Annotated in this window: 21 protein-coding genes, 1 pseudogene and 1 riboswitch; of the genes and pseudogenes, 4 read left to right on the plus strand and 18 right to left on the minus strand. The window is 41.5% G+C overall.

Annotated features, from left to right (window positions below; all coding sequences use genetic code 11):
* Nucleotides 1–4: 4 nt before the first annotated feature.
* The 5 genes and pseudogenes from AC25CA_RS10270 to AC25CA_RS10290 form a co-directional block, all read right to left on the minus strand.
* Nucleotides 5–2,647: a cation-translocating P-type ATPase gene (locus AC25CA_RS10270; RefSeq protein ID WP_486813729.1), complete on the minus strand. Its 2,643-nt coding sequence runs from the start codon at nt 2,645–2,647 to the stop codon at nt 5–7.
* Between the two features lie 101 nt (nt 2,648–2,748).
* Nucleotides 2,749–3,984 carry an MFS transporter gene (locus AC25CA_RS10275; RefSeq protein WP_486813730.1) on the minus strand — a complete coding sequence of 412 codons (1,236 nt, stop codon included), beginning with the start codon at nt 3,982–3,984 and terminating at the stop codon, nt 2,749–2,751.
* A gap of 111 nt (nt 3,985–4,095) precedes the next feature.
* Entirely contained in the window at nt 4,096–5,115 is a 1,020-nt protein-coding gene (namA, locus tag AC25CA_RS10280; protein ID WP_486813731.1) for an NADPH dehydrogenase NamA, read from the minus strand.
* Nucleotides 5,116–5,126: 11 nt separating this feature from the next.
* Nucleotides 5,127–5,567, minus strand: a complete 441-nt coding sequence (locus AC25CA_RS10285) for a VOC family protein (RefSeq protein WP_486813732.1) — start codon at nt 5,565–5,567, stop codon at nt 5,127–5,129.
* Between the two features lie 32 nt (nt 5,568–5,599).
* Nucleotides 5,600–6,700: pseudogene (locus AC25CA_RS10290) on the minus strand (serine hydrolase domain-containing protein).
* Between the two features lie 162 nt (nt 6,701–6,862).
* On the opposite strand from AC25CA_RS10290, the gene AC25CA_RS10295 reads away from it, so the two are divergent.
* Together AC25CA_RS10295 and AC25CA_RS10300 are read left to right on the plus strand one after the other, a co-directional pair.
* Nucleotides 6,863–8,065, plus strand: a complete 1,203-nt coding sequence (locus tag AC25CA_RS10295) for a DEAD/DEAH box helicase (RefSeq protein ID WP_486813733.1) — start codon at nt 6,863–6,865, stop codon at nt 8,063–8,065.
* A 74-nt stretch (nt 8,066–8,139) separates the two neighbouring features.
* Nucleotides 8,140–9,135, plus strand: coding sequence for a DegV family protein (locus tag AC25CA_RS10300; protein ID WP_486813734.1), 996 nt, complete (start codon nt 8,140–8,142; stop codon nt 9,133–9,135).
* A 52-nt stretch (nt 9,136–9,187) separates the two neighbouring features.
* Here AC25CA_RS10300 and AC25CA_RS10305 read toward each other — a convergent pair whose 3' ends face one another.
* The 8 genes from AC25CA_RS10305 to AC25CA_RS10340 all read right to left on the minus strand — a co-directional run bounded on the left by AC25CA_RS10305 (nt 9,188) and on the right by AC25CA_RS10340 (nt 18,016).
* On the minus strand, nt 9,188–11,587 hold the full coding sequence (locus AC25CA_RS10305) for a homocysteine S-methyltransferase family protein (protein ID WP_486813735.1): 2,400 nt from the start codon (nt 11,585–11,587) through the stop codon (nt 9,188–9,190).
* Nucleotides 11,588–11,597: 10 nt separating this feature from the next.
* Nucleotides 11,598–12,266, minus strand: coding sequence for a hypothetical protein (locus AC25CA_RS10310; protein ID WP_486813736.1), 669 nt, complete (start codon nt 12,264–12,266; stop codon nt 11,598–11,600).
* A gap of 11 nt (nt 12,267–12,277) precedes the next feature.
* The gene (metF, locus tag AC25CA_RS10315; RefSeq protein WP_486813737.1) at nt 12,278–13,162 is read right to left on the minus strand and encodes a methylenetetrahydrofolate reductase [NAD(P)H]; all 885 of its coding nucleotides are present in this window, start codon (nt 13,160–13,162) and stop codon (nt 12,278–12,280) included.
* 57 nt (nt 13,163–13,219) lie between these two features.
* Nucleotides 13,220–13,319: riboswitch (SAM riboswitch) on the minus strand.
* 224 nt (nt 13,320–13,543) lie between these two features.
* On the minus strand, nt 13,544–14,152 hold the full coding sequence (locus AC25CA_RS10320; protein ID WP_486813738.1) for a hypothetical protein: 609 nt from the start codon (nt 14,150–14,152) through the stop codon (nt 13,544–13,546).
* Nucleotides 14,153–14,164: 12 nt separating this feature from the next.
* A complete protein-coding gene (locus AC25CA_RS10325; protein WP_486813739.1) occupies nt 14,165–14,494 on the minus strand; it encodes a PTS sugar transporter subunit IIA in 330 nt (109 codons plus the stop codon).
* Between the two features lie 12 nt (nt 14,495–14,506).
* On the minus strand, nt 14,507–14,800 hold the full coding sequence (locus AC25CA_RS10330) for a PTS sugar transporter subunit IIB (protein WP_486813740.1): 294 nt from the start codon (nt 14,798–14,800) through the stop codon (nt 14,507–14,509).
* A 32-nt stretch (nt 14,801–14,832) separates the two neighbouring features.
* A complete protein-coding gene (locus AC25CA_RS10335) occupies nt 14,833–16,746 on the minus strand; it encodes a BglG family transcription antiterminator (protein WP_486813741.1) in 1,914 nt (637 codons plus the stop codon).
* A 10-nt stretch (nt 16,747–16,756) separates the two neighbouring features.
* Complete coding sequence (locus AC25CA_RS10340; RefSeq protein WP_486813742.1) at nt 16,757–18,016, minus strand: PTS sugar transporter subunit IIC; 1,260 nt, start codon at nt 18,014–18,016, stop codon at nt 16,757–16,759.
* A gap of 267 nt (nt 18,017–18,283) precedes the next feature.
* Here AC25CA_RS10340 and AC25CA_RS10345 point away from each other — a divergent pair, with 267 nt between their 5' ends.
* Nucleotides 18,284–18,931, plus strand: coding sequence for a YczE/YyaS/YitT family protein (locus tag AC25CA_RS10345; protein WP_486813743.1), 648 nt, complete (start codon nt 18,284–18,286; stop codon nt 18,929–18,931).
* A 48-nt stretch (nt 18,932–18,979) separates the two neighbouring features.
* Here the strand turns inward: AC25CA_RS10345 and AC25CA_RS10350 are convergent, their stop codons facing one another.
* The 5 genes from AC25CA_RS10350 to cobO form a co-directional block, all read right to left on the minus strand.
* Nucleotides 18,980–20,218 carry an efflux RND transporter periplasmic adaptor subunit gene (locus AC25CA_RS10350; protein ID WP_486813744.1) on the minus strand — a complete coding sequence of 413 codons (1,239 nt, stop codon included), beginning with the start codon at nt 20,216–20,218 and terminating at the stop codon, nt 18,980–18,982.
* Nucleotides 20,219–20,227: 9 nt separating this feature from the next.
* On the minus strand, nt 20,228–22,576 hold the full coding sequence (locus AC25CA_RS10355; protein WP_486813745.1) for an ABC transporter permease: 2,349 nt from the start codon (nt 22,574–22,576) through the stop codon (nt 20,228–20,230).
* Nucleotides 22,576–23,277 carry an ABC transporter ATP-binding protein gene (locus AC25CA_RS10360; RefSeq protein WP_486813746.1) on the minus strand — a complete coding sequence of 234 codons (702 nt, stop codon included), beginning with the start codon at nt 23,275–23,277 and terminating at the stop codon, nt 22,576–22,578. Before AC25CA_RS10360 ends, AC25CA_RS10355 begins: the two co-directional genes overlap by 1 nt.
* Before the next feature lie 310 nt (nt 23,278–23,587).
* On the minus strand, nt 23,588–24,511 hold the full coding sequence (locus AC25CA_RS10365; protein WP_486813747.1) for a hypothetical protein: 924 nt from the start codon (nt 24,509–24,511) through the stop codon (nt 23,588–23,590).
* Nucleotides 24,512–24,530: 19 nt separating this feature from the next.
* The gene (gene cobO, locus AC25CA_RS10370; RefSeq protein WP_486813748.1) at nt 24,531–25,049 is read right to left on the minus strand and encodes a cob(I)yrinic acid a,c-diamide adenosyltransferase; all 519 of its coding nucleotides are present in this window, start codon (nt 25,047–25,049) and stop codon (nt 24,531–24,533) included.
* 146 nt (nt 25,050–25,195) lie between these two features.
* On the opposite strand from cobO, the gene AC25CA_RS10375 reads away from it, so the two are divergent.
* Nucleotides 25,196–26,587 carry an MATE family efflux transporter gene (locus tag AC25CA_RS10375; RefSeq protein WP_486813749.1) on the plus strand — a complete coding sequence of 464 codons (1,392 nt, stop codon included), beginning with the start codon at nt 25,196–25,198 and terminating at the stop codon, nt 26,585–26,587.
* Nucleotides 26,588–26,602: the final 15 nt, after the last annotated feature.

Raw genomic sequence — 26,602 nt, forward strand, 5'->3', positions numbered from 1 at the left:
TCATCTACGCTCGCCGAAACAATTTCTTTCCAATGACTTGTATCTCGTGCACAGCCACCGGCAACAACGAAACGGCAACAACAATTCCCCATTCCTGAAGGCTTAAAGGACTGGTGTGAAAAGCCTCCATAAAGAATGGTACTTCCGTAACCAAAACTTGAGCACCAATTCCAATAAAAATCGCAAGTACCATCAAACGATTCTGGTACAACTTTGACCCAAACACAGAAACCTCATGATCCCGCATATTCATAGCATGCATCAACTGCGACAGAGCCAGAATAGAAAAAGCAAGGGTTTGCGCCTTCATTAAATAAGCTTCATTAGACAAAATATCCGTCATTTTTTGAATCTCAAAAACCTTCAATGATGGGGAAGCTCCTTTTGCTACCAGATAAAAGGCACTCAAGGTCCCCAGGGCAATCAAACACCCGTAAAGGGCAATATTAAATCCACCTCCATCTGCGAATAAGCTCGCTTTTGGATCCCTTGGTGGTTTCTTCATCAATCCCCGTGGTTTCCCATCGGTTCCCAAAGCCAAGGCGGGCAAGGTATCGGTCACCAGATTTACCCAAAGAATATGCACGGCCAATAATGGTGCCGGAAGCCCCAAGACAATGGCGGTAAACATGGCCACAACTTCGCCCAGATTCGAAGACAGCAAGAATAACACGGTCTTTCGAATATTATGGTATATGCCACGACCTTCTTCCACAGCTTTTTCAATGGTGGTGAAGTTATCATCTGTCAAGATCATATCCGAAGCATTTTTCGCTACATCGGTTCCAGTAATACCCATGGCAACACCGATATCTGCAGTTTTCAATGAAGGCGCATCGTTTACACCGTCTCCCGTCATAGATACAATCTTACCCGAAGCCCGGAAGGCTTCCACAATACGTACCTTGTGTTCTGGAGAAACACGAGCAAAAACGCGAACGGATTCCACGCGGATTTGCAGTTCTTCTGCCTCCATCCCCTCAAGCTCTTGTCCCGTCATGCATTGTTCTTCTCGGTCCGCAATTCCCAATTCTCTGGCGATTGCAAGAGCTGTATCTCGATGATCACCAGTAATCATAACCGTAGCAACGCCCGCTTTTCGCAAGCGTTCTACTGCTGGTTTTGCCTCTTGCCGAGGTGGGTCCATCATGCCGACGAGACCCACAAAGATCAAAGACTCTTCCTCCACATTATTTTCATTCCGCTTGGCCAAGGCCAATACCCGTAAGGCTTGCTTCGACATTTGACTTGCAGCATCTAAAACTAACACTTTATCTTCTTCCGAGATAAGTCTTTGTTCTCCGCTGTTTTCAATCGATGTGCAGCGTTCTAGCAAAACATCGACAGCCCCTTTCGTATAGGCGATAAAAGCAGACCCTGTTTGATGCACGGTCGTCATTAATTTTCGATCAGAATCAAAGGGTCGCTCATTCACCCTCGGATATTCCTTTTCCAATTCCGCCTTTTCAACATCCACCAACAATCCCATATCAACCAAAGCCAATTCAGTTGGATCTCCAATTCGATGATCCCCCTCCACACTGGCATCGCAACACAAAACCATTCCGCGTATCAAATCTTCATTGGTATCCATTTTCGCTTCACTCATGGGGATTAGTTCTTGATTCTGATAGATCGTTCGAATAGACATCACATTTTGTGTAAGCGTTCCCGTTTTATCCGTACAGACAACACTAACAGCACCTAGGGTTTCAACTGCCGGCAAACGTCGAACAATCGAGTTTTCCTTGACCATTTTTTGTACGCCTATTGCCAGAACAATTGTAACAACCGCTGGCAATCCTTCTGGTACTGCAGCCACTGCCAAGGAAATCGCCGTCATCAGCATTTCTACCATATCTCGTTTTTGTAGATATGCGATTCCAAACAGCAGCAAACAAACAATGATCGTACCAATCCCCAAAATCTTACCTAAATCAGCCAGACGTTTCTGGAGGGGAGTTAATTCCTCTTCTTTAGATTCAAGCATGGTTGAGATCTTGCCAATCTCAGTTCTTTTTCCTGTTCCGGCAACGACGCCCGCACCGCGTCCATAAGTCACGATAGTAGACATGAATCCCATATTAATTCGATCACCCAGAGCTGCCTCTTCCGAAATTTCTGCCATTGCATCTTTCTGCACCGCAACTGATTCACCCGTTAAGGCCGATTCTTCCACCGATAAATCAGCAGTTTCCACTAATCGAAGATCCGCAGGGATAATTCGTCCGGCTTCCAATTCAACCCAATCTCCAACAACCAATTCGGCAGATGCAATTTCTTCCACAAGGCCATCTCTACGAACCAAGGCGGTTGGACTGGACATTTTCTGTAGTGCCGACAGAGCACGTTCCGCTTTTCCTTGCTGAACCAATCCCACGGTTAAATTAATCAAGATGACACAGGCAATAATTACAACATCGCTATATTCCTGTAAAATTGTAGACACGATCATTGCAACCAATAGGATTATAGTCATGGGTTCCCTTAATTGTTCAAACACCCTCTGCCCTAATGTTGGCGGTTTTACCGCCTTCAATTCATTGCGGCCATCCCTCTCCAATCGTTTTTTTACTTCGTCTTTACTTAATCCATCTCGACTTGTATTCCACTTCTTTATAATTTCATCGATCATTTGATTGTCCATTTTATTGTCCTCTCCTTTGTCATAGCTCTTTGTCACTTAAATTGTCATGCTCTTATTATACCAAAAAGACAGACGCTTAAGCGCCTGTCCTCCATTTCATTTTATGCAGATTTTTCATCTGTCCCCACGTCATCGATTTCAACCTTCGATGCGACGAACACATTAACCAGTGAAAGAGAAGCGGCCAGGAAAAAAATATACTGCGGCCCCCATAGATCCCAGACGATTCCTCCTGCAATCGCGCAGGTAATTGATACGACATGGTCCATGCTCAATCCCAAAGAAAGGGTAGGCACGATGTCGGCCGTGTCCACTACAATTGACCTCAGATAAATGGTTCGAATCATCCCCATTTGATTGGACATCTTGTCTAAAATAAAGATAACATAGGCAATCATGACCGGAATTCCAAAGGCGGTAAATCGACCACTGGCAAATCCAGCACTTAAAAAACCATAAACAACATAGACACCGATAAAAGAAAATGCATCGGCATACAATAACTTTTTAATGCCAAATCGATCAATCCATCGTCCAAGGGCAGGAAGAAAGAAAATTCCGATCAGTGCGCCTAGAATAGCCAGCACAGCCAAGGTATCAGCCTTCTTCTGTAGCAAATCAATCAGCACCCATGGACCATACACAAGCATAATCTGTTTCTGAACACCCCACATGACGACAAGAATGTAATAATATTTGTACTCTTTTCGAAAAACAAAATTAATCTTTTTATTACTCTTAATCGGCTCGTCCAAATGTCGTTCCAAGACAAAATAAAGGAGAAAACCCAAAAAGAAAATAATAGCCGAAACCAAGAAAATCCATTTTACCTTTGTTGTAAAACTAAAAAATCCCAATCTGAATCCCGCAAAGGTAAGGATCGCGGCGATCATAGTAAAAGCCGTCTGCGTTCCCTTATATTGTCCCATACGTTTTCCGTAATTCTTACCTTCAATCAACGACATGCCAATGGCATCTCGAACGGGCATTAAAATATGGGTACCCGCTGAATTGATAAAGATAAAAATAAGCATCACTGCATAGGGCGGGGTTGCAAGGCCCAAAACACCTATCCCAATCAAGGCTAACAATTGCGCTGCCATGGCAATTCTCAAATCAGAAAATGCGGACAATGAGGCAACGAAAAAGATCACCAATACCCCAGGTAGTTCCCTTGGAAATTCAATCAATCCCCGTTGATACGCCGTTACCTGATACGCATCCTTAAAATAATTCGACAGAACGCCACCGCTCAATCCCTGAGCCAGAGCCGTTAACGCCAGAATTCCAAAATACACTTTCTGCGCGTCGCTTAAACTTCCCCAACGTTCCTTCATAATAGAAGTTCCCCACTTTCTTACTCTAATACACTAAAGGGTATCCGTCTTCCCTAGATTTGTCAATTGAAAAAGACCCCCTTGCGGGAATCTTCTTCTGTTTATTTTTTACTATTTACTTCTTTCATATTGTTCCGGCCACGGTACATCAATACCCAGTTTCTGGGATGCATGCAAAGGCCAATACGGATTTCTTAGCAACTCGCGACCAACAAAAACAAAATCTGCCCGCTCGTTTCGAATTATTTCTTCCGCCATTTTTGACTTTGTAATGAGACCCCCGGCAATCACAGGCAATCTCGTATTTTTCTTAATCGTTTCGGCAAAGGTCAATTGATACCCAGGATAAAGGGGAATCGTAGCACTTACAACACCGCCCGAACTCACATGAATCAAGTCGACACCACCCTCCTTAACCCGATTAATTATATTCACAAGGTCCTTCGGGTGGTTTCCTTCTAACCGATATTCTTCTGCAGATACCCGCAGAGAGACAGGCTTATTCTTGTCCCAAACTTCACCCACCGCAGCCAAGACCTGCCGCAAGAACTTGGTTCGGTTTTCCAAGTTTCCTCCATAGGAATCAGTTCGTTGATTCGTCAGCGGCGACAAGAACTGATTGATCAAATAGCCATGTGCCGCATGTATTTCAATGCCGTCAAATCCCGCTTCCAACGCCCTCTTTGCGCCATATTGAAACGCCTCAACCACTTCGTTGATCTGTTCTTGGGTCATTGCGGTTGGAGTTTGATAGTCATCGCTAAAAGCAATAGCAGCAGGTGCAAGTATTGGCTCATCTTCTACCTTACTTTTTCTCCCCGCATGAGCCAATTGCAAAATCACTTGGCTGCCATTGATGTGTATCAAGTCCACCAGCTGTTTTAACCCCGCAACCTGTTCATCCGACCAAATCCCCAAATCCTTGGTGGAAATCCTTCCCCGTGGCTCAACAGCCGTCGCTTCGAGAATAATTAGACCTACACCCCCAATTGCCCGGGTTGAATAATGGACAAGATGCCAATCGTTTACTTGACCATCATGATCCGCGCTATACATGCACATAGGTGGCATGACGATTCGATTCTTACTTGTCAAACTTTTTATCTTGATTCCACTGAATAACCCTGACATCTGCCTCCTCCTTAGTCTTGCGCTTTTGCATAATCCAAACTCCATGGAATGCCGAATCTGTCGACGACCGAAGCATAAATTGAATTCCAGAAAGTCTCGGCCAGCTCCATTTCAACGACGCCGCCTTCCTTTAATACATCATAAACTCGTTTTTGCTCCTCTGCAGAGTCAAAATTGATATTCAAGGCTACTCGGCTCCCTTCAGCTACCGTTCCACCTTCAAAAGTATCCGACAAATAAAGTATCGCATCACCAATTTGCAACTGGGCATGCATAATTTTCTCTTCATATCCAGGGCTTGTCCCCAAATCCGGCGCATCCTTAAATCGCTGCAGATATGCAATTTCGCCTTTGAAAAGGTCTTTGTACAGATTTAATGCTTCCTCGCAATTGCCCGCAAAACTCAAATAGGGAATAAACATATTAATTACCTCCTTTTTTCGGTAATTCATATTTACCCCCTTTTGACTCTTATTTCCACAATTTATTTTTCTGTACCTGTAAGAATCTCATGGATCTTCCATCCGACAGCACCCATGCAAAATCCCTGATTGCCCAACAAAACAACTTCAATTTCTTTCTCTGGATAGAAATACGTTCGAGCACTAACTCCAAATTCTTCTCCCGTATGTCCCATCCGAACAAGCAAGCCATCTTTTAACAGAAACCAATTGGCAAAGCCATACATCCAATGATAACCTCGAAAGCCATCTGACTTCTGATCAACCACCTGTGGCCTCATAAACAACTCTGTCATCATCTCGCTCATCAGCTCACCATTTCGAAGCCCGCGATTAAAACGAATCAGATCGTCCACAGTTGAAGTAGCCCCCCCATCAGCTGAAGGAATCGGCGTCATGGTATAGATATTTTTCTTCCAAGCAAGAATCTGCCCCTTGTCATCTTCTTCAGGTTCATATCCATCAGCTACGCCAACAATTACATCCTCATTGTCAAAAAATCCTGTATTCTCCAAATGAAGCGCATTGAAAATACGTTCTTGAATAGCCTGTCGATAATCATTCCCTGTCACTTTCTCAATCACCATACCCAATAAAATATATCCAGCACCGCAATATTGAAATTTCTCTCCAGGAGAAAAGTTTGGAGGTTAATTCTTGAACATGTCAAAATAGTCTTCCAGTTCCCTCATCTGATAGATAGGTTTTTCCTTCCACAGGGCAAACCAATCTTCATCACTGGCATTCATCTCATCAAAATAATCCCCAATCCCAGAGGTATGAGTCAATAATTGTTCAATTGATACACCCTTGGCAATCGCTGTTTCCGTTAAATTAAGAATCTCTACAACAGAGTCACTTAAGGCCAATTTCCCCTCATCGATCAATTGGCCAATCACTACCGCTGTAAAGATTTTCGAGAGCGAAGCAATGCGAAATTTCGTCTGGCGGTTGGGCACGATTTTCCAAGTCCGATTGGCATAACCAAATGCACCCTCATACAAATCCTGATCCCTTTGCTTAATCAAAACAAAGCCCGATAAAGCTTCCTTCGAAGCCAGTTCTTTTAAATAAGCTTCTACGTTTTCCTTCATGGCTTTCATCCCCTTCCCTTGTATATGCATATTCTCTTTCTCTTACGCTATCATATAGATGAATTCATAGTCCTTATTTTACCATACGAGTATGCCCTCTCAAAGTCTCCCCCAAAACTTTCGAATCTTGCCATTCTATGATATACTTATGTGATTTATAAACGATTAAATTAATGAAGAAAGGGAAAATATATGAATACTTTTCGGTCCTTTGGCCTGAACGAAACCATCTTGCAAAAGCTGGATGAACAACATATCCAAGAACCAACCCCCATACAATCCCTCACCATTGCCGAAATTCTTGCCGGCAAAGACTTGATGGCAGAGGCGCAAACCGGTACGGGGAAAACCCTGGCCTTTTTGCTTCCCATGTTTCAAAAATTCGATCCAACTTCGAATGAAATTCAGGGTTTGATCCTTGCTCCAACTCGAGAATTAGCCATTCAAATTACTGAAGAGGCAAAAAAATTGGCAAACGATACAGAGATTCAAATCCTTGCCATCTATGGTGGCCAAGACATTCAAAAGCAATTAAAGCGATTGAAGCGCTCTGTTAGCTTTGTCATTGCAACCCCCGGCCGATTGTTGGATCACCTCGCTCGCCAAACCATTGACTTAACTCATTTGAAAACACTGGTGCTTGACGAAGCGGACCAAATGCTTTTTATAGGATTCCAAAATGAAATTGAGATGATTCTAAAACGCACGAATAAAGACAAGCAATTGCTTTGTTTCTCAGCAACGCTGGACTCCAAGGTGAAAAAAATCGCCTACAAGTTCATGAAAGATCCACTTGAGATTGCGGCAAAAAAGGAAACCATCACCCTTGAATCAATTGAACAAAAAGTAGTGAATGCATCTGACCGATGGAAACAAGCGGCACTCTTCCAAGAACTTGATCGAACCAATCCATTTTTAGGGATTATCTTCTGTCGAACCAAGCGGCGAGCCGACAATCTTGAAGCAGCCATGTCCTTGCACCGATACTCATGCAACAAGCTCCATGGCAGCATGACTCAGGCTGCAAGACAACGCGTAATGAAGGGTTTTAGAGAAGCCCGTTATCAATACTTAATCGCTACCGATGTTGCAGCAAGAGGCTTGGATATCTCCGGAGTTTCTCATATCTATAATTACGATATTCCTGAAACGCCTGAATCCTATATCCATCGAATCGGACGAACAGGCCGCATGGGCGAAGAGGGTTGCGCGATCACCTTTGTCGCACCTCGAGACCAACGTTTGCTGGGTGAAATTGAAAAAGAGATTCAAATGGAAATTCCGCAATCCGATTATAACCATCCCAACGAACCCAAGTCCAAAGAACACCATCACAAGAAACCCGTACAAAAAAAGACAGATGCCAAGCAAAACAAAAAAAAGAAATATCGATAAAATACATCTAAAATATAATCATACTTTCCAAAAAAGTGATATGCTAAATATAGAACGATTAAAGGAGGATTTGAATGATAAAAATTATGGCAGATTCAACCTGCGATCTCTCTCAAGAAGTGATTGAGAAATATAAGATCAGCATAGCTCCCTTAACCATCACAATTAATGGTAAAGATTATCTCGATCGAGTTGAAATTCAACCTGATGAATTCTATAAAATTCTTGGCGCCATTGACGTCTTGCCAACTACCGCTATGCCGAGTCCCCAGAAATTCATGAATCTTATGGATCAAGCTATTGAGGAAGGTCATACAGAAATCTTATGCATTTGCATGTCTAGCGGAACCAGTGGTTCCTATCAGTCTGCAAAGGTTGCCGAAGAATACTTCTTAGAGACATATACCGATCCTAAATACCGTATTCACGTTGTTGACTCAACATGTATGAGCCACGGCAGCGGCTATCTAATTTTAAAGAGTGCCATTTTACGAGAACATGGCGCCACTTTTGATGAATTAGTTAGCTTTAATGAACACTATAAGAGAAATGTAAAGCACTTCCTTTCTGTCGATGATCTCGATAATCTGATTAAGAGCGGTCGCTTAACCAACGTCAGCGCCATGATCGGCAAGGTTTTAAAAGTAAAACCAATTATGTCTATGCGCGACAAAAAGGGTGCCATTGTAGCAAAATTGAGAGGCCGAAAAAAAGTCTTACAACATTATGTCTCAGAATTTAATAAACGGGTGGATCTTGATCTAACCGATTTTATCATCGTTGGCTATACATCGGATCGATTGGTTGCGGAGAGTCTTGAAATTAAACTTCGAAACGAAACCACATTCACTGGCGATATCTACATTATGCAGATGGGCACAGCGGTCGGTACCCATGTTGGATTGGGCGGCTTATCCATGTACTTCATTGAAAAACGACATCTACCAGATGGTTTGTTATTAAATGAAATGAATCAAATGATGGAAGCCAATAAAAAATTAATGAAATTCATGAGTAAAAAAGAACTGTTGAAACGATTTGATTTCTATCGAACTAAAATGAAAAAATAGAAAAATAGCCTCTCATAGAGAGGCTATTTTTCTATCGTTTTCACCTATTTCCTTACTGCAACACCTGATCTGCAACAAGGACAGAAGCCCGCGCATCTCTGCAATAAAAATCCGCTCCAATCTGCTTGGCATATTCCTCCGTTAAGACAGCACCACCAACCATAATCTTCACATCATTAAATTCCTCTCGAATTGCTTGAATAATTTCCTCCATGCCAACTACCGTTGTCGTCATCAAGGCGCTGAGTCCCACCAATTGAATCTGCTGATTTCGAATAGCAGTAAGAATCGCATCGCCACCCACATCTTTCCCCAAGTCAACGACACGGTATCCATAGCTTTCTAACATAATTTTGACTAAATTCTTGCCAATATCATGGATGTCGCCTTTCACGGTTGCCAGAGCAACCGTTCCCTTAGGTTCAAGAGATCCATGGTCTTTCGCCAATTTTTCCTTAACCAGCTCAAAGGCACCTTTTACAGTTTCCGCCGCTCGGATTAATTGCGGTAAGAAAATCTCTTGTCTTTCATATTGCAAGCCAATGGTGTCGAGTGCTGGAATCAACACTTTGTCCACTACAGCAAGAGCCGCTTTCTGCTCAAGATATTCACGAATTATTTCTTCGACCTCTTGCTCATCACCTTGAAGCAATCGAGCCACTAAACTGTTATCCTGATTCTTTAATTCAGCTGGTTTCCCCTGAGAATCCGGCTTCTTTTTCCGTTCATTGTAAGCAATATACTCAACTGCACCAGGATCCTGATTATTCAATACCTGGAAGGCTTGAATCGTATCCACAATCCCTTCCGCACCTGGATTAATGATGGCTGTATCCAAACCAGCTCCCAATGCGAGGGTAAAGAAAACCTGATTGATCAGCGGGCGATATGGTAATCCATAGGAAACATTACTGACACCCAAAGTGGTTTTCACCGCATATCTTTCTTTTAAAATTCGAATGGTCTTAAGTGTTTCCATGACTTCTTCTTGTTGTGCTGATGCAGTCAACACCAAAGCATCAATCAATAATCGTTCTTCAGGAATACCGTGTTTTTTCGCATTCTTAATCAGTTTTTCCGCAATTGCAATGCGTTCCTCAGCTGTATGCGGAATCCCCTTTTCATCGAGACAAAGACATACTGCATAGGCGCCATATTTTTTAATCAGTGGAAACAATTCATCCATGGAAGATTGTTTGCCATTGATTGAGTTCACAATGGCAATTCCTGCATATCTGCGAAGCGCCGCCTCCAACACCGATGCCTTAACTGAATCAAATTGCAAAGGCGTATCCAGTAGTCCTGAAAAAGAATCTACCAATTGAATCATCACCTCTTCCTCATCGATTTGCGGCAAAGAAGTATTAATATCCAAGACTTGCGCCCCATGATGAATCTGCTCAAAGGCAACCTTAGTCGCAAACTGAAAGTCCCCTTGCTTAAAAGCTTCTTTCAACCGCTTGTTTCCTGATGGATTAATTCGTTCACCGATTAAAACAAACCCATCATCCAGATCAAGAGACATCGTTGATGAACAGAGAAAATTACCACTTTGCCGCTTTTCTTTAATCGGTTGATAACGATCTTGTTTCTCCACAAGTTTTTGAATATATTCTGGGGTCGTTCCGCAACATCCACCGACAAGAGCAACCCCCGCTTCCATAAAGGATGTAACGGCCATGGCATACTTCCCAGCATTCAAGGAAAACTGCGTTTCTCCATCTATGCAAACCGGTAAACCGGCGTTAGCCTGAACAATCACTGGAGTCTTTGAAACCGCTATAATCCGATTCACGATCTCCATCATCTCCACTGGACCTAACGAACAGTTGACACCTAAAACATCCACTTGCAAACCCTCAAGAATCCTCACCATCGTTTCCGGATCGGTTCCAGTCAAGGTCCTCTCGTCTTCAGTGAAACTCATGGTAGCAAAGATCGGGAGCGTTGAGTTTTCTTTCACAGCCAAAATTGCCGCCCGCATTTCAGAAATATCGGTCATAGTTTCGATCAATACCGCATCAATCCGCATGGGATCAAGGCAAATAACCTGCTCTTTGAAAATCTCGTAGGCTGTATCAAAATCTAGCGAACCAATGGGTTTCATCATTGCTCCGATGGGTCCAATATTATAAACAACATGAACGTCTCCACCGGCTTTACTCACAGCTGCATGCGCGACATCCACTGCTGCATTTATAATTCGCTGTAAAGGATACCGGGATTTCTCTAATTTCAACCGATTGGCACCAAAGGTATTAGTCGTTATAAAATTTGCTCCTGCCCGAATAAATGCTTCATGAATTCCTTGAATCACTTGAGGATGGTCAATATTCAATTCTTCTGGTACAGCCGGCACGGCAATATCAGCCGCCTGAATCATGGTTCCCATTGCACCGTCAAAAAAGAAAATTTCTTGACCCAGTTGTTCTTTCCACGCTATGCTCATCATCTCACCATCCTTATTTTTTCCAATTGCATGTCTCTTTCAGCTTGCACACTTCACAGCTTTTATTGCCACATGGCATCTTATCTTTCTTTTCCTTATTTTTATCGCACTTCTCTTCCACACCAATGATTGCGATTACCGATTTGCTTGGTACCATCATCATTGAAGAGGTTACGGTGATCCCCAAAGTCCGATCCCACCTTAAACTCCGAATCATATCTTGATGAACAGCTAAAGGAAAATCTCCATATCCCGGACTAAACCGAAAGGTCAATTGCTCAGACTCTGAAATCAGTTTTTTTATTTCCTCTTGGCATTGATCAGCAGCTCCTTCTACATAGGTGGACAAACAGCTGTCAAGAATCATGGCGTCCGTCATGGAAATCGCCTGCATGCGCATGAGCATCCGCTCAGCTTCTACCCCAAGGGTTGCTGCCATTAAAAATACACGCGAAGCATCTTGCAAATGCTTTGCAATTGATTCCCCTTGCAGACAAAAAGGCAATCCTCTCAAAGTAACTCTATTCTTTGACCATTCATGACGTTCGAAGGATTGAAAATCCCACCGAGGATCAATTGTATCCTCAACGATTTGCATCACCTCTTGAACCCGCTTTCTGGTTTGCTGATCCACTTGATTGTTTTGATATCCAAGATACCGTATCACTTCTTCAATCCGCATTCTGCTTTCTCCTAACCATTCAAGGTTGATCGTACATGATTGATACTTCTCATAATTCGTTTAGTCACTTCTGGCTTGTTCATGGTATAGATATGTATGCCGTCCACACCACTCGACAAGAGGTCAATTATCTGATCAACCGCATAAGCGATTCCTGCTTCTTGCAAGGCCTTGGGGCTATGTTCGTATCGCTCCAAAATTCGCAAAAATTTAGGCGGAAGATTACAGCCTGAAATTTCTTGAATTCGCTTGATCTGCCGTATGTTGACGAAGGGGAAAATTCCTGCAATGACAGGAGTCCGAATATCTAAGAGTTCTAACTTTTCTTGAAACTGAAAGAACATCTCATTATCAAAAAACAATTGCGTCACCAAAAAGTCCAATCCCTCATCGGTCTTTTGCTTTAAAAACTTAATATCATCCAACTTATTCTTTGACTCGATATGCCCTTCCGGATAGCATGCACCACCTATTGACCAATCTCCATCTGCGTGAATTTCACGAATTAATTCACTTGCATAATGATATTGCGGTGAAAAATCAGGCTTATTCAAATAAGATTCTGGCAGATCCCCCCGCATGGCCAAGAGATTCTCAATTTGATTCTCCCTCAATTCATGCAAGACACGTTTGATCTGATCCTGAGTTGAAGTCACACAGGTCAAATGCGCCAAGGTTTCGATTCCAAACTCATTCTTAATCTTAGATGCGATTTCAACCGTATGATTCTGCGTCGAACCTGCAGCACCATATGTGACAGAAATGAAATCTGGATGCAAATCCTTTAACCCACTTATCGTATCATGAATGGTTTCAATCGGATAATCCCGCTTTGGTGGAAAGACCTCAAAAGACACCGTTGGTTTTCTTTCCAGTAACATATCCCGTATTTTCATTGTTTCCCCCCATTAAAAAAACTCTATCGATTAAGATAGAGTTGTGTTTTCACAAAGCTCTTATCTCCCGGGATCTCCCGTTGGATTTAGCACCACACCATATAGATAGGTTGCTGGACTTCATCGGGCCAATTCCCTCCGTCACTCTTGATAAGAATATATTGAATTGTTCCTATACTATATCGATTTGTGTTTCCTGTCAAGACAAATTGACAGAATATATTTCTTTTTCTTAATTTTTCTCATTTCTTATGCCTTTACCTTCCCGCAAGTCAATCATCTAGTAAACCCAATCCTGTCAATTTTGAAGGTTGGTACTCGACATGTTCAAAAGATGGCAAAAAAAAAGAAGGTCCTTTTGCTACCTTCTTTTTGATGTGCCTAGTATTGTGTGTTGCTGTATTTAAAGGCCGTCTCTACATTGTTTTCTGGATTATACGTCTCTAATATTTTTCTGTATCGCTCTTTATAGTCATTTTCCACTTTCAATTCTGGAATCACAATCGTTCCCTCATTAAAGAAATGCATAGACCCTCTACCCATAGCGGCACCTCTTTTGGTATGTTTGTCCAGGGCCACATCAATTACCGTTGGCACTCTTCCCATCGCAAAGCCCTTGATAATAATATTTTTCAAAAGGTCAGTTGAGCGATCTTTGGTGCTTTCACATAGAATTCTTATGGCATGAATAAAGAAAATAGGTTGATCTCCATCATCATACGGAAAGTTCTTGCGCATTTCATTCAAATTTTGAATCTGTCCAGCTACGGACAGATCTCCAAACCCAATATCCTCTACAGATATAGCCAATAATCGTCTCCAAAGCTTGTCTAGCAAGATCGGTGAAGTGATGTATAATTCGTAAGCACATTCACACGCCTCTTCTAGCTTTGCACGACGAATTGATTTTTGTAGGGTTGAAATAATTTCATCGGATTGAAATCCGTTTTTTGTTGTTAATTCTGACCAAAAATTGTACGAAAATGCCATCTGGTGTCCTCCTTAAGCCTGCTTTAATTTCTGCATCATTTCTGCTAATTCGGTGGTTAAAAAGCGAATAGTTTCCACACTCATCAATTGATCTTCAGCGTGAACCATCAATAAACTCACCTGCGGTGTTCTTGTTTCCATCTCGGTTGTAAGCACTTTACTATGCACTCGATGGGCATGAATATAATTTTCTTCCGCTTCTTTGCGCTGCTTTTCATAATCATGCTGGTTTCCTTTTTTCAATGATTCATAGGCAAGAATGTACTTTGACTTTGCCATTCCCGCATACGAAATGATTTCCATAGAAACCTCTGCCAACTTTTCAATATCTACCATATCCATCACCATTCTTCTCTATTTAATAAGTGCAATTGCTTGTTCCAACGCTTTTTTACCATCTGCCAAGGCATACACTCTTGTATCCACACTCGCTGTAGGAATGCCTAAAATTTTCTTTACATTCTCAAGCGCATAGATAATTTGGGGTCCTAAAAGACAAACATCCCATTTCCCGATTTCTTCATCCAGCCCACTATTGGGACGGGCTTCAATCACAACATCCATTTCAGCTTCTTCAGCTGCAATTCTCATTTTCTTCATTAAAATGGAACTAGACATACCGCCATTGCATACAATTAACACTTTCATTTTACGACCTCTCCTATATGGTTCTATTGAATTTATATCGAGACATAAGACAATACAGATAAAAAATCGTCTGCATGATCACACTGTATGAGCTGATCGAACACCTTTTTATTGGGTGTGATTTTCTTGAAAAGCTGAAACAGTTCTTGAATTTCTTCATCAACTATCGCTTGACTTGCAAGTAAGAAAATTAACTTAATTTCTTTATCTTTGTACTTAATCGGAGTCTTTAAAATCGCCACACTCACAACACTTTTCCGTGCAAATGTTGAAAGTGGATGCGGAACCATAAAATGATTGGATAAAAAGGTTGGATAATTCACTTCTCGTTCAATTACATCTTGTGCAAACCGCTCGGCTGATTCAATATATTCGCCTTCGTACAACTCCATCGACATTTGATGGATCACATCTTCAAAGGTACTTTCTTTCTCATATACATGTATCAGTTTCGGATCAAATTTCCGATCAATTAATCGTTCGACTTTCCCTTTATATCGCGAATGCGTCAAAGCCTCGTAAATTTTAATCCGATCTGATTCCTTTGGCAAACTGTCAATTACATAAACAGGTTTGCTTTCAATCTTCAGAATATCTGTCATCGAAATAATTAAGTCTACCTCGATCCTTTCCAAAAAGCTTTCCAACTGATGAACTGGGATCACATCGACAATCTGAATTTGGTTTGGAAAATTGTTGAGAATCCACTGTTTTGTGAAATTCACCATCCCAGCCAAATTGCTGCTGACAAGAAGCACTCGTATACTTTTAAAAATATTTTCGAAATAAAACTCAATGTACAATGCGATATAAGAAAGCTCCGAGTCAATCAAATACTTCTTTTTATATCGATAGACAATTGGAACCAACAGCATTGCAATCTCATAGGCATAGGCATATTTTTCACGAATAATATCTCTTGCTATATTCTCATACTCATAGCCTTCTTCTAGTCGTCGCAACATAAAATCGGTATGAACCGCCAAGTTATGATAAACGTCCTCACAATTGGTCAGATCAAAGCCGTATTTGCGCTGCACTTCCTCACAAAAATCACTCATAATCACTTGATGCTGGGCACTGATATCCTCTTCCGAGTGATCAAATAACTTCAATGTCCACATAAAACTATCCAGAAATCCAATATCATTTTCATAGATATAAGCAAAATCATCGACAATCTCTGATAAAGTCGTAATGGTTTTTTTTGATGACTTCTGATTGCTATGCACACCATCCAGTAAAAACCGATTTTCATTGCGTAACGAGGAATAGTACAAAGCCCATGAAAGCATAAAGAAAGAATCATCCGATAGAATAATATTATGTTCCTTAAATTTGCTTGCAATTGCCTTTTTTATTTTTTCATATTCTTCATCCCGATAATACCCATCTAAGAGTTTGGCTATTTCTGCCGTATAAGCGGTCGATTTTCTTACGGTTTCTTTCTCCAAAAATACAAGAAATGCTTTTCTAATTAATTCCTCATTCTTGGTTGTATAGACAGTATCATTTCGAATCGTAAAGACGTCAGCCCCTAGCTTAATTTGGAGCATCGACTGCAGTTTTACCAGATCCTTATATACCGTTTGTGCAGAAACATACAGATCTTCTGCTATGCTTTCAATCTCTTGTTCCTGCGAAAACATCACTTTCCCCATGATCACTTTATACCGATTAGCTATATCATCCATGCTATGCTCGTCTTGAAATTTCAAAAGCAAGGAAGCAATGACTGGTACATTCGGACTTTCAATAAAATATCCAATTTTATTTGATGATTGAACACTACAATTATAGGTTTTTAGATACTGATTAATCTTGCTGATATCATTACGGACAGTTCGATCAGAAACGCCCAATCTAGAAGCTAAATTTGACCCGATAATACCAGAAGTATTTTTAATCAATATCTCTAAGATTTGAACTTGTCTCCCTGTCCGCATTATATCTCCTCTATCGTGCTTCTTTTTTTAGTTCTTCCGCTTCCATCGCTTTAAAGAATGGGAAGTAGATCAAGGTCATCAAGGCTAAACATCCGAATACAAGAACGACTGCTTTCCAGTCCATTGTCATCAAGAATGCCCCAACTCCAGGTGGCATAAAGCTAGGTGGTTCTGCAATCGGCATCCCCACCAGGCCGGAAGCCATGGAGAAATAACAGATCGTTGCAACCACAAGTGGACCAAATACGAACGGTATAAATAAAAACGGATTGAGAATAATGGGAGCGCCAAAGATTACGGGCTCGTTGATCCCAAAGATGGAAGGCACGATGGCTGCTTTACCAATCGAGCTATAGTTCTTTGATTTAGAACGCATCATCAAAATGACAAGCCCAAGGGTAAGACCAGAACCTGATACTTGCAAAAGAGCGTAGTAAAATCCAAATGTAAAGAAATGCGATACAGTTTCTCCTGCTGCGTATGCTGCCACATTGGCCGCTCCGTATGATACCGCAAATGGTACCCAAACAGCCGATGTAATTCCCGGTCCATGCAAGCCAAAGAACCAAAGCAATTGAGTTAAGAAGATAACGATCAAAATGGCTGGCAAGGTATCCATGGAACTAACTGCCGGCGCTAAGATTCCCATAAACCACTGTGGAAACACAGAACCCGAATTCGTTTGAATTGCCATGGAAATCACTGATGCGATACCAACATTCACAATCAAAGGAAGCAAAATACTAAAACTCTCCGCTACCATATCAGGCACACTATCAGGCAACTTAATCACCAACTTCTTTTGGATCATAAAGCGTGTCACCTCAACCGTGAGAATGGCCGAAACAATGCTGGTAAAAAGGCCTTCTGCTCCTAGATAAGAAGTCCCCAATCCTCCATCTATCGGAATCCCACTTAAGATCAAATGAACAACAATGGCACTTACGCCTATTAAAGATGATTTCAAGTTGTATCGTTTTGCTAGTGCATTCGCAATGAAAAACACAGCATAAATTGAGATCAGTCCCGTTGTGAACTGATTGGCATAAGTAAGACCCGTCATATGCTGACCAATAAAATCAGAAATTGCTCCCGGACCAATTAAGTTCTTAATTGCAATTGGCAATAATGAAAATGAACCGATAATAATGAGCGGTATAATTGCAATCATACCTTCTTTAATTGCTTGCAAGTGTTTCTGCTGATCCACTTTATTTGCAATTGGCATTAAAAATTTCTGCAAAACACTTTGTAATTTTGCGGTTCCCATTTGCTTTCCTCCCTGTTTTAAAATGCTGGTGGAATTCTAACGGCCGTCGTTTCCCCAATATCCTAGTTATCATTAATCCCTTAGGACTTCCTCATTCTATTAAATTGAGCAGTACCCCGTCAAATAAGCTTTTTCCGGCTCACTAGGAAATTGGCACAGCAAAAACTTTCTCTTGAAATTCTCTTCTTTCCACGATACACTAAGCCTCGTTATCAAACGTTCGGCCACCGTTTCTCCTATCTGCATTCAACCATAATGGGGGATTTTATGAGTAAAAATAACGTAAAAAAAATAATGATCGGATTCGTCGGGATCCTGATCATTGCATATTCTGTCGTCATGCAAATTAAAGCGGGTTTCGGACTCGACTCTCTCAATGCCTTATATGGAAATCTTTCCATTGTGACGGGTCGAACCTTCGGCTTTTTTAGTATCTGTTTGGGTTTTATTTTCATTCTGATCAATCACTTTACTTCCAAGAAAAGATTCAATTGGACGGCATTGCTCGTCGCTTTTTTCATTGGGACCGGCGTGGATCAATTCAATCAAATATTTGCTCACTCCATGAATTTTGAATCATGGTCAGCAAGAATTTCTTTGTTTCTTTATGCACTCATCCTCTATGGAATTGGCATCGCCTTATTGATCTACAGCGGTATGCCCTCACCACTCGAAGAACTTCAATTTGCCATGCAAAAATTAACTAATCAATCCGTCGCCCGTGCAAAATTTTACACCGATCTCGCCCTCTTTAGCGGTGCGCTATTAACAAGCGTCCTAACGGGACTCGGACTGGGTCAAATCAATGTTGGAACGATAATCATTACCATCTTTATTGGCAAAATTATTGAAGTCTCTCTGCAGCTCATTTCGAAAATCGAAAAAAAAAATACGAGAGTTCAACCACAATCCTAAGGGCAAATACAAAAAAAATGGAATGGCTTTCACCATTCCATTTTCTATCTATTCAACGACAACCTTCATACCAATCTCTAAGTCATTTGACAAATTCTTCACCAGAATATCGCCTTCATCAAGACCATCAGTCACCTCGTAATAATCTTCACCTTCAAGCCCGACTTTTATGGCTTTTTCTTCGAGCACGCCATTGACGACCTTCATGACAAAATATTGATTCTGTGATTGATACACGACATCTATCGGAATCCGTAACACATTGTCTAGTTTGGCAGGAACAAAGGTTACATCCGCTTCTTGCCCAATAATGGCTGATTCAAGACCTTCCATTAATTGAATTTCTACCTCGACTCGACTTTGACGTATTCCCAATTCCGAGATCGTTTCTTTTGCTTTTGGATGAATTTGTGCAATTTCTCCGGTATAATCTCCCTCTCCAAAAGAGAGCGTTAAGGGAGTATCTTGACTAATCCAATGCAAATCATCTTCAAGTAAGTCAACAACCACCTTCATCTCACTAAAATCTGACAGTTCCATAATCGGTTCTCCTGGCATCACATAGGCGCCTTCATCAACCAATTTTTCTGTAATGACCCCGTCAAATGGTGCAACAATCACATAGTCTTCCAATTGTGCTTTTAGGGCATTTAATTGACTTTCAAACTGATCAATCTGCGCTTCAAATTGTCCTTCCACATTGTCACTGATCCCTTTTCTCGTAAGCAGTAATTGACTCTGCGCAATGGTCAGCTGTTGTCTAGCAACTTTCGCTTGATTGTCATAAACATCAAAACTTGCTTGGCTGATATAATCTCCAGCCAATAACTCTTGTTGAATCACCAAATCTTTTTTTGCTTGTTCATAAATGATACTGGCTTGTTGAACCGCTGCCTGTGCTTGGCTAATCAAGGCTTGATCTTTCGGTGCCAAAGCCTCCAACAATTGTAGTTCAACACTCTTCAATTGTGCTTCAAGTCCCTCAATTTGAGAATCAAGCAATTTATGGTCCAACTCTGCAAGAACATCATCTTTTAAGACTACATCACCAGTTCTCACCGCAACTCTTTCAATGGTATCTGCGGCACTTGCCTTCAGCATCACCCGATGACGACTGTCAATCGTTCCGGTTTCTTCAATAACCATCTCTACATTTCCACGATCTGCTGCGACTACTGTTACTGGTGTGCCCCCGTTCAAATAATAGAATCCACCAATTGCTCCAAGAACAACCATCACAAGTACCGCAATCCCTATCCATTTCTTCGTTAAATATTTTTTCATCATCACACCTCTTTATGTTATCCGATTTTTCAAAGCTTCAATAAAGTCGAGTCGCTTAATCTTTCGATAGGTTGCCGCTTCGGCAATCCATACGAAAATGATGGTAAAGAATGCGGCCTGCACAAACATGGCGGGCTGCCAATCAATTCGAAGGGAATACAAGTCTGTAGAAAACTGTTTCATGACCGAATCCATCATGGCAATCGACAAGGGAATACCGGCAAGAATTCCAATGGTGCTTAACACCAGATTCTCCCGTAAAAGCATCCTGAAGATTTCTTGCTTTGAAAAGCCCATGATCTGCAAGGCTGAAAATTCCAGCCGTCTTTCATTGATGCTGAGAATCGTTGCATTATACACAATCGCAAAACCCAATACACCGCCAAACATCAGCATAACACCCAAAGAATAGATCATCAAATCCATAAATTCCAAAAAGACATCTTGCATATCCTTCAAAGATTGAACCGATCCAACAAATCGGAAATCCTCCAATCCCGCTTTCACATCTGCCTTGGAATCGATATATACACCATTTGTATATCCTGCATCCAAGAAAAATGCGCGCATGGTATCGATGTCCATATAGATGTTGGCACCTAGGTTCTGCTGAATCACTTGAGTTACCTTGATCTCTTGATCCTCTCGATCTGGAATAAAGGTTTCGATCCACAAAGGATCGCCCCGCTCAATTGCTAGTACGTTTGCCAATCCTTCAGAAACAAAAACATCTCCTTCTTTGATTTCAATCGGATTTCCATCAAGATCTTCAAAATTAAAAAATCGAGAATTGGCTTGAATTCCGACAAAATTTACATCCTTTTCCTTCCATCGATAATGAACTGTAAAAGGGAATTCAATCTTTGCTTCCATATAGTCGATTGGCAACTCATCATGAATTGCTTGTATACCATCTTCAGAAATTGCTCGACTGAAATTCACATTATAATCCATCGTTTGAAATTCTCCGTACATTTTTCCAAATAAGGAATCAAATGAATTCAATGAAATCAATGGAATGATAATGATGCAAAAGGTCAATGCAATACCGGCTGAAATAAAGATGACTCGCTTTTTATTGCGTAATAAACTCCGCAAAACATTCTTATTGGTAAATGAAATATGCTTCCAAAAAAATGTCTTTTCCAAAATCGTCCGTTTCCCTTGTTTCGGAGCACTTGGCCGCATCGATTCCGCTGGTGAAATATTTAAAACACCTCGCGCACCGAGCAAACCTGCCACAACCGAAAATGCAGACACCATGATTGCAGATAAAAACAAATATCGCCAATAAAAAGTAACTTTCATAACCGGAATCGAGAAAAAGGTGTTATACATCTCCGTGAAATAGGATGACATCACCGAGCCCATTAAAACACCTGCTACACCGCCGATCAGTCCAACAAAAACAGCTAGCGCCGTATAGTGCTTAATCATATCGATATTGCGATATCCCATGGATTTTAAAATTCCAATGGTAATCCGATCGCCTTTAACAAGTCGATTGATCATGACACCCATAATGGCAGCTGCAACACCAAGGAAGACCATGGGTATGACAGTTGAACTCTGTTCCACACCCTTGATTTCTTCCTGTACCATCCGGTTGGAAATTTGATCCTTTAACAGATAGAGTTTTTGTACGCCATAGGGCTCGAGTTGATCTTCTACCTCGTCTTTAATTTCATCTAAATCGACACCGGCCGAAACTTTAAAAACCGCCTCGTTATAGGTTTGACCCATGGCAAAGGCTTCTTGAGCAAAGGCTTCTGTGGTAAAGAGAATTCCAAATTTTTTATAATCCGGCAACATGGTTTGCTCATTTTCCATCAAATATATATATTCCGGAGAGGATACAATCCCCCTTACTGTCAAATCGTAATCCCGACCCATGATATGGGGGGTGATGATATCTCCAATTTCTATCCCTCTTTCTCTGGCAAAGGTATCAATCACCAAAACATCTGTTTGCTTGTAGACTCTTGCAAGACCCTCCCTAGCAAACAATCGATTAATTGCCGGATCTGAAGGGGTTGCCCCAATAATGCGAACCTGCACCTTTTCTGCAGGATCACTTACCCGTAAAGGCGTATCATGAACAATCCGCCCCTGGACAGAGGTGATGCCCGGAATATCCTGTAGGTCGTTCAACTTGTTCTCCGGAAGTTCCGTTACCTGAGAAAAAATATCTGCCACCTGATAATCGTCATAATACAAATTCAATGAACTTCTCAAGTTTAAGGCAGCTGTACTCATGGCAACAAAAATTCCCAGTCCCAAAATAATAACCATGGCAACCGCGATAAACTGTCCCTTTGATTCTTTCAACAATCTGATTAATCGCACATTGAGCTTCTTCATTACCACTCAATCCTTTCCGGTGAAACTGGATTTTCATTGATTGTATTCGATCGAATCTTGCCACTTCGCATCGAAATCACGCGATCTGCCATTCCCGCAATGGATGCGTTGTGGGTAATCACGACAACAGTCTTGTGATATTCCTTGTTAATTCGGCTTAAAAGGGCTAAAATGCTCACCCCGGTTTCAAAATCAAGAGCTCCCGTCGGTTCATCGCATAATAGAATCTTTGGGTTTTTTGCTACGGCTCGTGCAATTGCTACACGTTGCTGCTCACCACCACTCATCTGCGATGGAAAGTGATCTTTTCGATCATCCAAACCAACATCCGACAAAATCCTGTCAATATCCAAGGGATCATCACAAATTTCTGTTGCCAACTCTACATTTTCCTTGGCCGTTAGGCTCGCCATCAAATTATAGAATTGAAACACAAAACCAACTTGATGCCGTCTGTACATGGTCAAAGCTTTTTCATTGTAAACTGAAATATTTTCGCCAAAAAAAAGTACGTCTCCAGTCGATGGCGTGTCCATACCTCCAATGATATTAAGCAGTGTGCTCTTTCCCGATCCACTGGGACCCAATATCACTACAAATTCCCCGTCTTCAACATCAAAAGTCGCTTCCCGCAGGGCCTTGACTTCCACTTCCCCCATCTGATAGCTTTTCTTAACGCCCATTACTTCAATCGCTTTCATCTTGGGTTTCCCCCTTTCGGTTTCAATAGGAACTGCTCTTTGTTTGTTGTTACATCATTCATTTTCCATTTTATCACATTTAATAAGAGAACCCTACTCAAGATTAAATGGTCAAGATCCATTTTTCTAATAAACATTTTCAAATATCTGCTAAAGCTTTGTAAACATTCTTATTGATATATGGTTACCCAAAAATAACAAAAAAGCGTGCACACTTCCACCATCTAGGGATTGCATACACGCACTTATTCAACAATAATCAAAAAATCTTAAGAATTCAAAGTCAGTCGAGAGATAGTCAATCAAGAGATTATTCAAATGTCTCTCCATATTGCTCCAAAACCCGTAGTGCTCGCAAGGTATTCCAGCGACTCGCTTTACCCGTTTGCTCCATATCAAAATGAACAAGGCCGGCATATTTTTGTTGCACAGGCCAATAGCCATCTTTGCGCTTCTTTTTCATCAATAGTTTCATACCGTCACTCATACGCGGATCGTATGGATAGTCGATAGACTGAAAATAATCTAGGGCGCGCAGGGCATCATACTTCCAGCGACCCGGGTAGGACAGCATGGTCATATGATGATCAATCACCTTTCCGGTTCGATCGGAACGATATAATCGATGCATCAAAATAAATTCATGGGCACAAGTTATTGCTTGGTGAATCTCCTGCGATCGATAAGAGTATCCGTTTTCAATATACTCCTTCAATCCCTCCAATACATTAATCGTTGTATGAAGGGAGCCATGGTCATGGTCCACTTCCCAGCGACAGTTCCAGCCTCCGTCGACAAATTGTTTGTCTAAAGTGTAGTCGATCATCTCATTAATTTTTTGATCTTTAATTCCTCCGTAGCAGCAAAGATTCAACAACATCCCACAAATACAAAGATCCTGATAGCGATCCTTGCTTTTAACAGGAAGTCGCCACAGGCGATCTAGAATCAGGGCTGAACTTTCAAGATAGGCTGGCAATTGAGGCAAGATCCCCAAATTCTTCAAATCAAGCAAGGTATAAGTCGTCGAGATCCATTTGGGAGAATATGCGCCCTTTCCCCACATGGCGGTTTCCGTATCACGTTTCGACAAAAACTGTGCTCCCCACCCAGACTGATGGATTTGATTCTGTAATTTAATCAGCACTTCCTCATCTGACTCAAGTAAATCACGATGAGTTTGAAAGACAATTGCAGGATCACCCTCAAGCAGCCACTCAATCAATGCATTCATAGTAGAACCTCCTTTTTCCTTAAGACTCAATGCCCTTTCTAGCCATAACCCCCTGCTGATAGTAGTGTTTCACTTCCTTCATTTCTGTCACCAAATCAGCCAGATCAAGTAAAGCTTCCGGGGCATATCGGCCTGTACAAACCATCTCCATCTGCTCTGGGCGATTCTCAATAAGCTCGACCACATCTTCAACTGAGAATAATTTAAAGTAGATTGCAATATTCACCTCATCGAGAACAACAAGATCATAATCACCGGAATCGATCACTTCTCGAATACGATCCAACCCCTGAAGTGCGGCATCAATGTCCGCTTGTGTGGGATCGTTTTCGATAAAACAATTCAGCCCAAATTGTTCCATCTCGAAGTTTGGTAGATACTCAATCGCTTTGGTTTCACTGTACTTCATTCCCTTAACAAATTGACCGAAAAACACCCGCTTGCCCGCACAGACAGCACGTAGCGATAAACCCAATGCCGCCGTTGTCTTGCCCTTTCCGTTTCCCGTATATACATGAAGATATCCCTTGAATTTCATATAATATCGCCTTCCTTTTCTTTTATTATAGTACAAAAGACCCCTTCAGGAAAATAATTCTTGACTTATAATGAACAAGTTCATATAATAAATATCATAAGATGAACACGTTCATAAAATATCGCAGACCTGAAAGGATACCCACTATGAATACAAACAATGATCGAAGCAAACTTCTGGGCCAAGCACCCGTTTCTAAAGTGATTACAAAACTAGCCATTCCTGCAATTATTGGAATGTTGATTAATGCCGTTTATAATTTTGTCGATACCATGTTCGTCAGTTGGATTGGAACAGAAGCCATGTCTGCCGCCCAGGTTGGATTTCCCGTCTTTATGATTATCGTCGCATTTGGCCAACTCTTTGGAATCGGCGGCTCTTCCTACGTTTCAAGACTACTCGGCCAAGGCAACCATGAAAAAGCAAATCAAACTGCAACCGTTGTCTATGGAACAACCCTATTATCTGGTATCGCAATTGGCGCTTGCGGTCTTTTGTGCCTGCATCCTTTATTGAACCTATTTGGTGCTTCTAGCGCCAATCTCGAATACGCGATCGCCTACACTTCAATCCTATTTATTGGTGCCATTTTTATTATGGGTAATATGACCTTAAACAATCTCCTGCGTGCGGAAGGAAGTTCCCTTGTCTCTATGGTCGGATTGATCCTAGGAGCGGTGCTTAACATTATTCTTGATCCACTCTTTATATTTGTTTTTGATATGGGTGTTGGTGGCGCAGCCCTCGCGACCGTTCTTGCACAAGCTGTGACAACCCTCTTCTTACTCAATACCTATCGAAAGGGAAAAAGTGTTTTGCGGATCAGTCCTCGATTTTTCCGTCCAAGTAAAACCATTTATTGGGAAACTTTAAAGATTGGTGGTCCAACATTAATTCGACAACTTTTGGCTAGTTTTGCCATCGGGATTATGAATCGCGCAGCATCTGCTTATGGAACAGAAGCCGTAGCGGCAATCGGAATCGTCTCAAAAGTGTTCATGCTTGGATTTTATGCATTGCTTGGCTACACCCAGGGTTTTCTTCCCGTTGCCGGTTTCAATTATGGTGCAGAGAAATATCAACGGGTACTCGATTCTGTACGTGTTGGAATACGTGTCAGCACCCTTTATTGTCTTGTGATATTTGCATCTTTTCTCCTCTTTGCAGAACCCTTGATCATGATTTTCAAACCAGACCCCATCGTCGCTGACCTTGCTGTTAAAGGGCTCAGAATCTGGGCTTTATCTTTTCCTGTGCTGGGATACTCAGTTATCGTAAATATGCTATTCCAGGCAATTGGAAAAGGTAAAGAAGCCGCCATCCTATCGGTCTCTCGTCAAGGTATTATCTTGATTCCATTGCTTCTTATTCTCCCTTCACTTTTTGGGCTTACTGGTGTTTTACTAGCCCAGCCCATAGCGGATGCATTGACCTTTTTGATCACGATCTACTTTGATTCAAAAGTGAAAAAGGAACTGCGGACTTCGCGGGACTTAACAGAGAGTGAAATTCATGGTTTAATGAAAGTAGCAAACTAACTGATAAGGAGTGAC

The sequence above is a fragment of the Gottschalkiaceae bacterium SANA genome (assembly GCA_036323355.1).
Classification (GTDB): domain Bacteria; phylum Bacillota; class Clostridia; order Tissierellales; family GPF-1; genus GPF-1.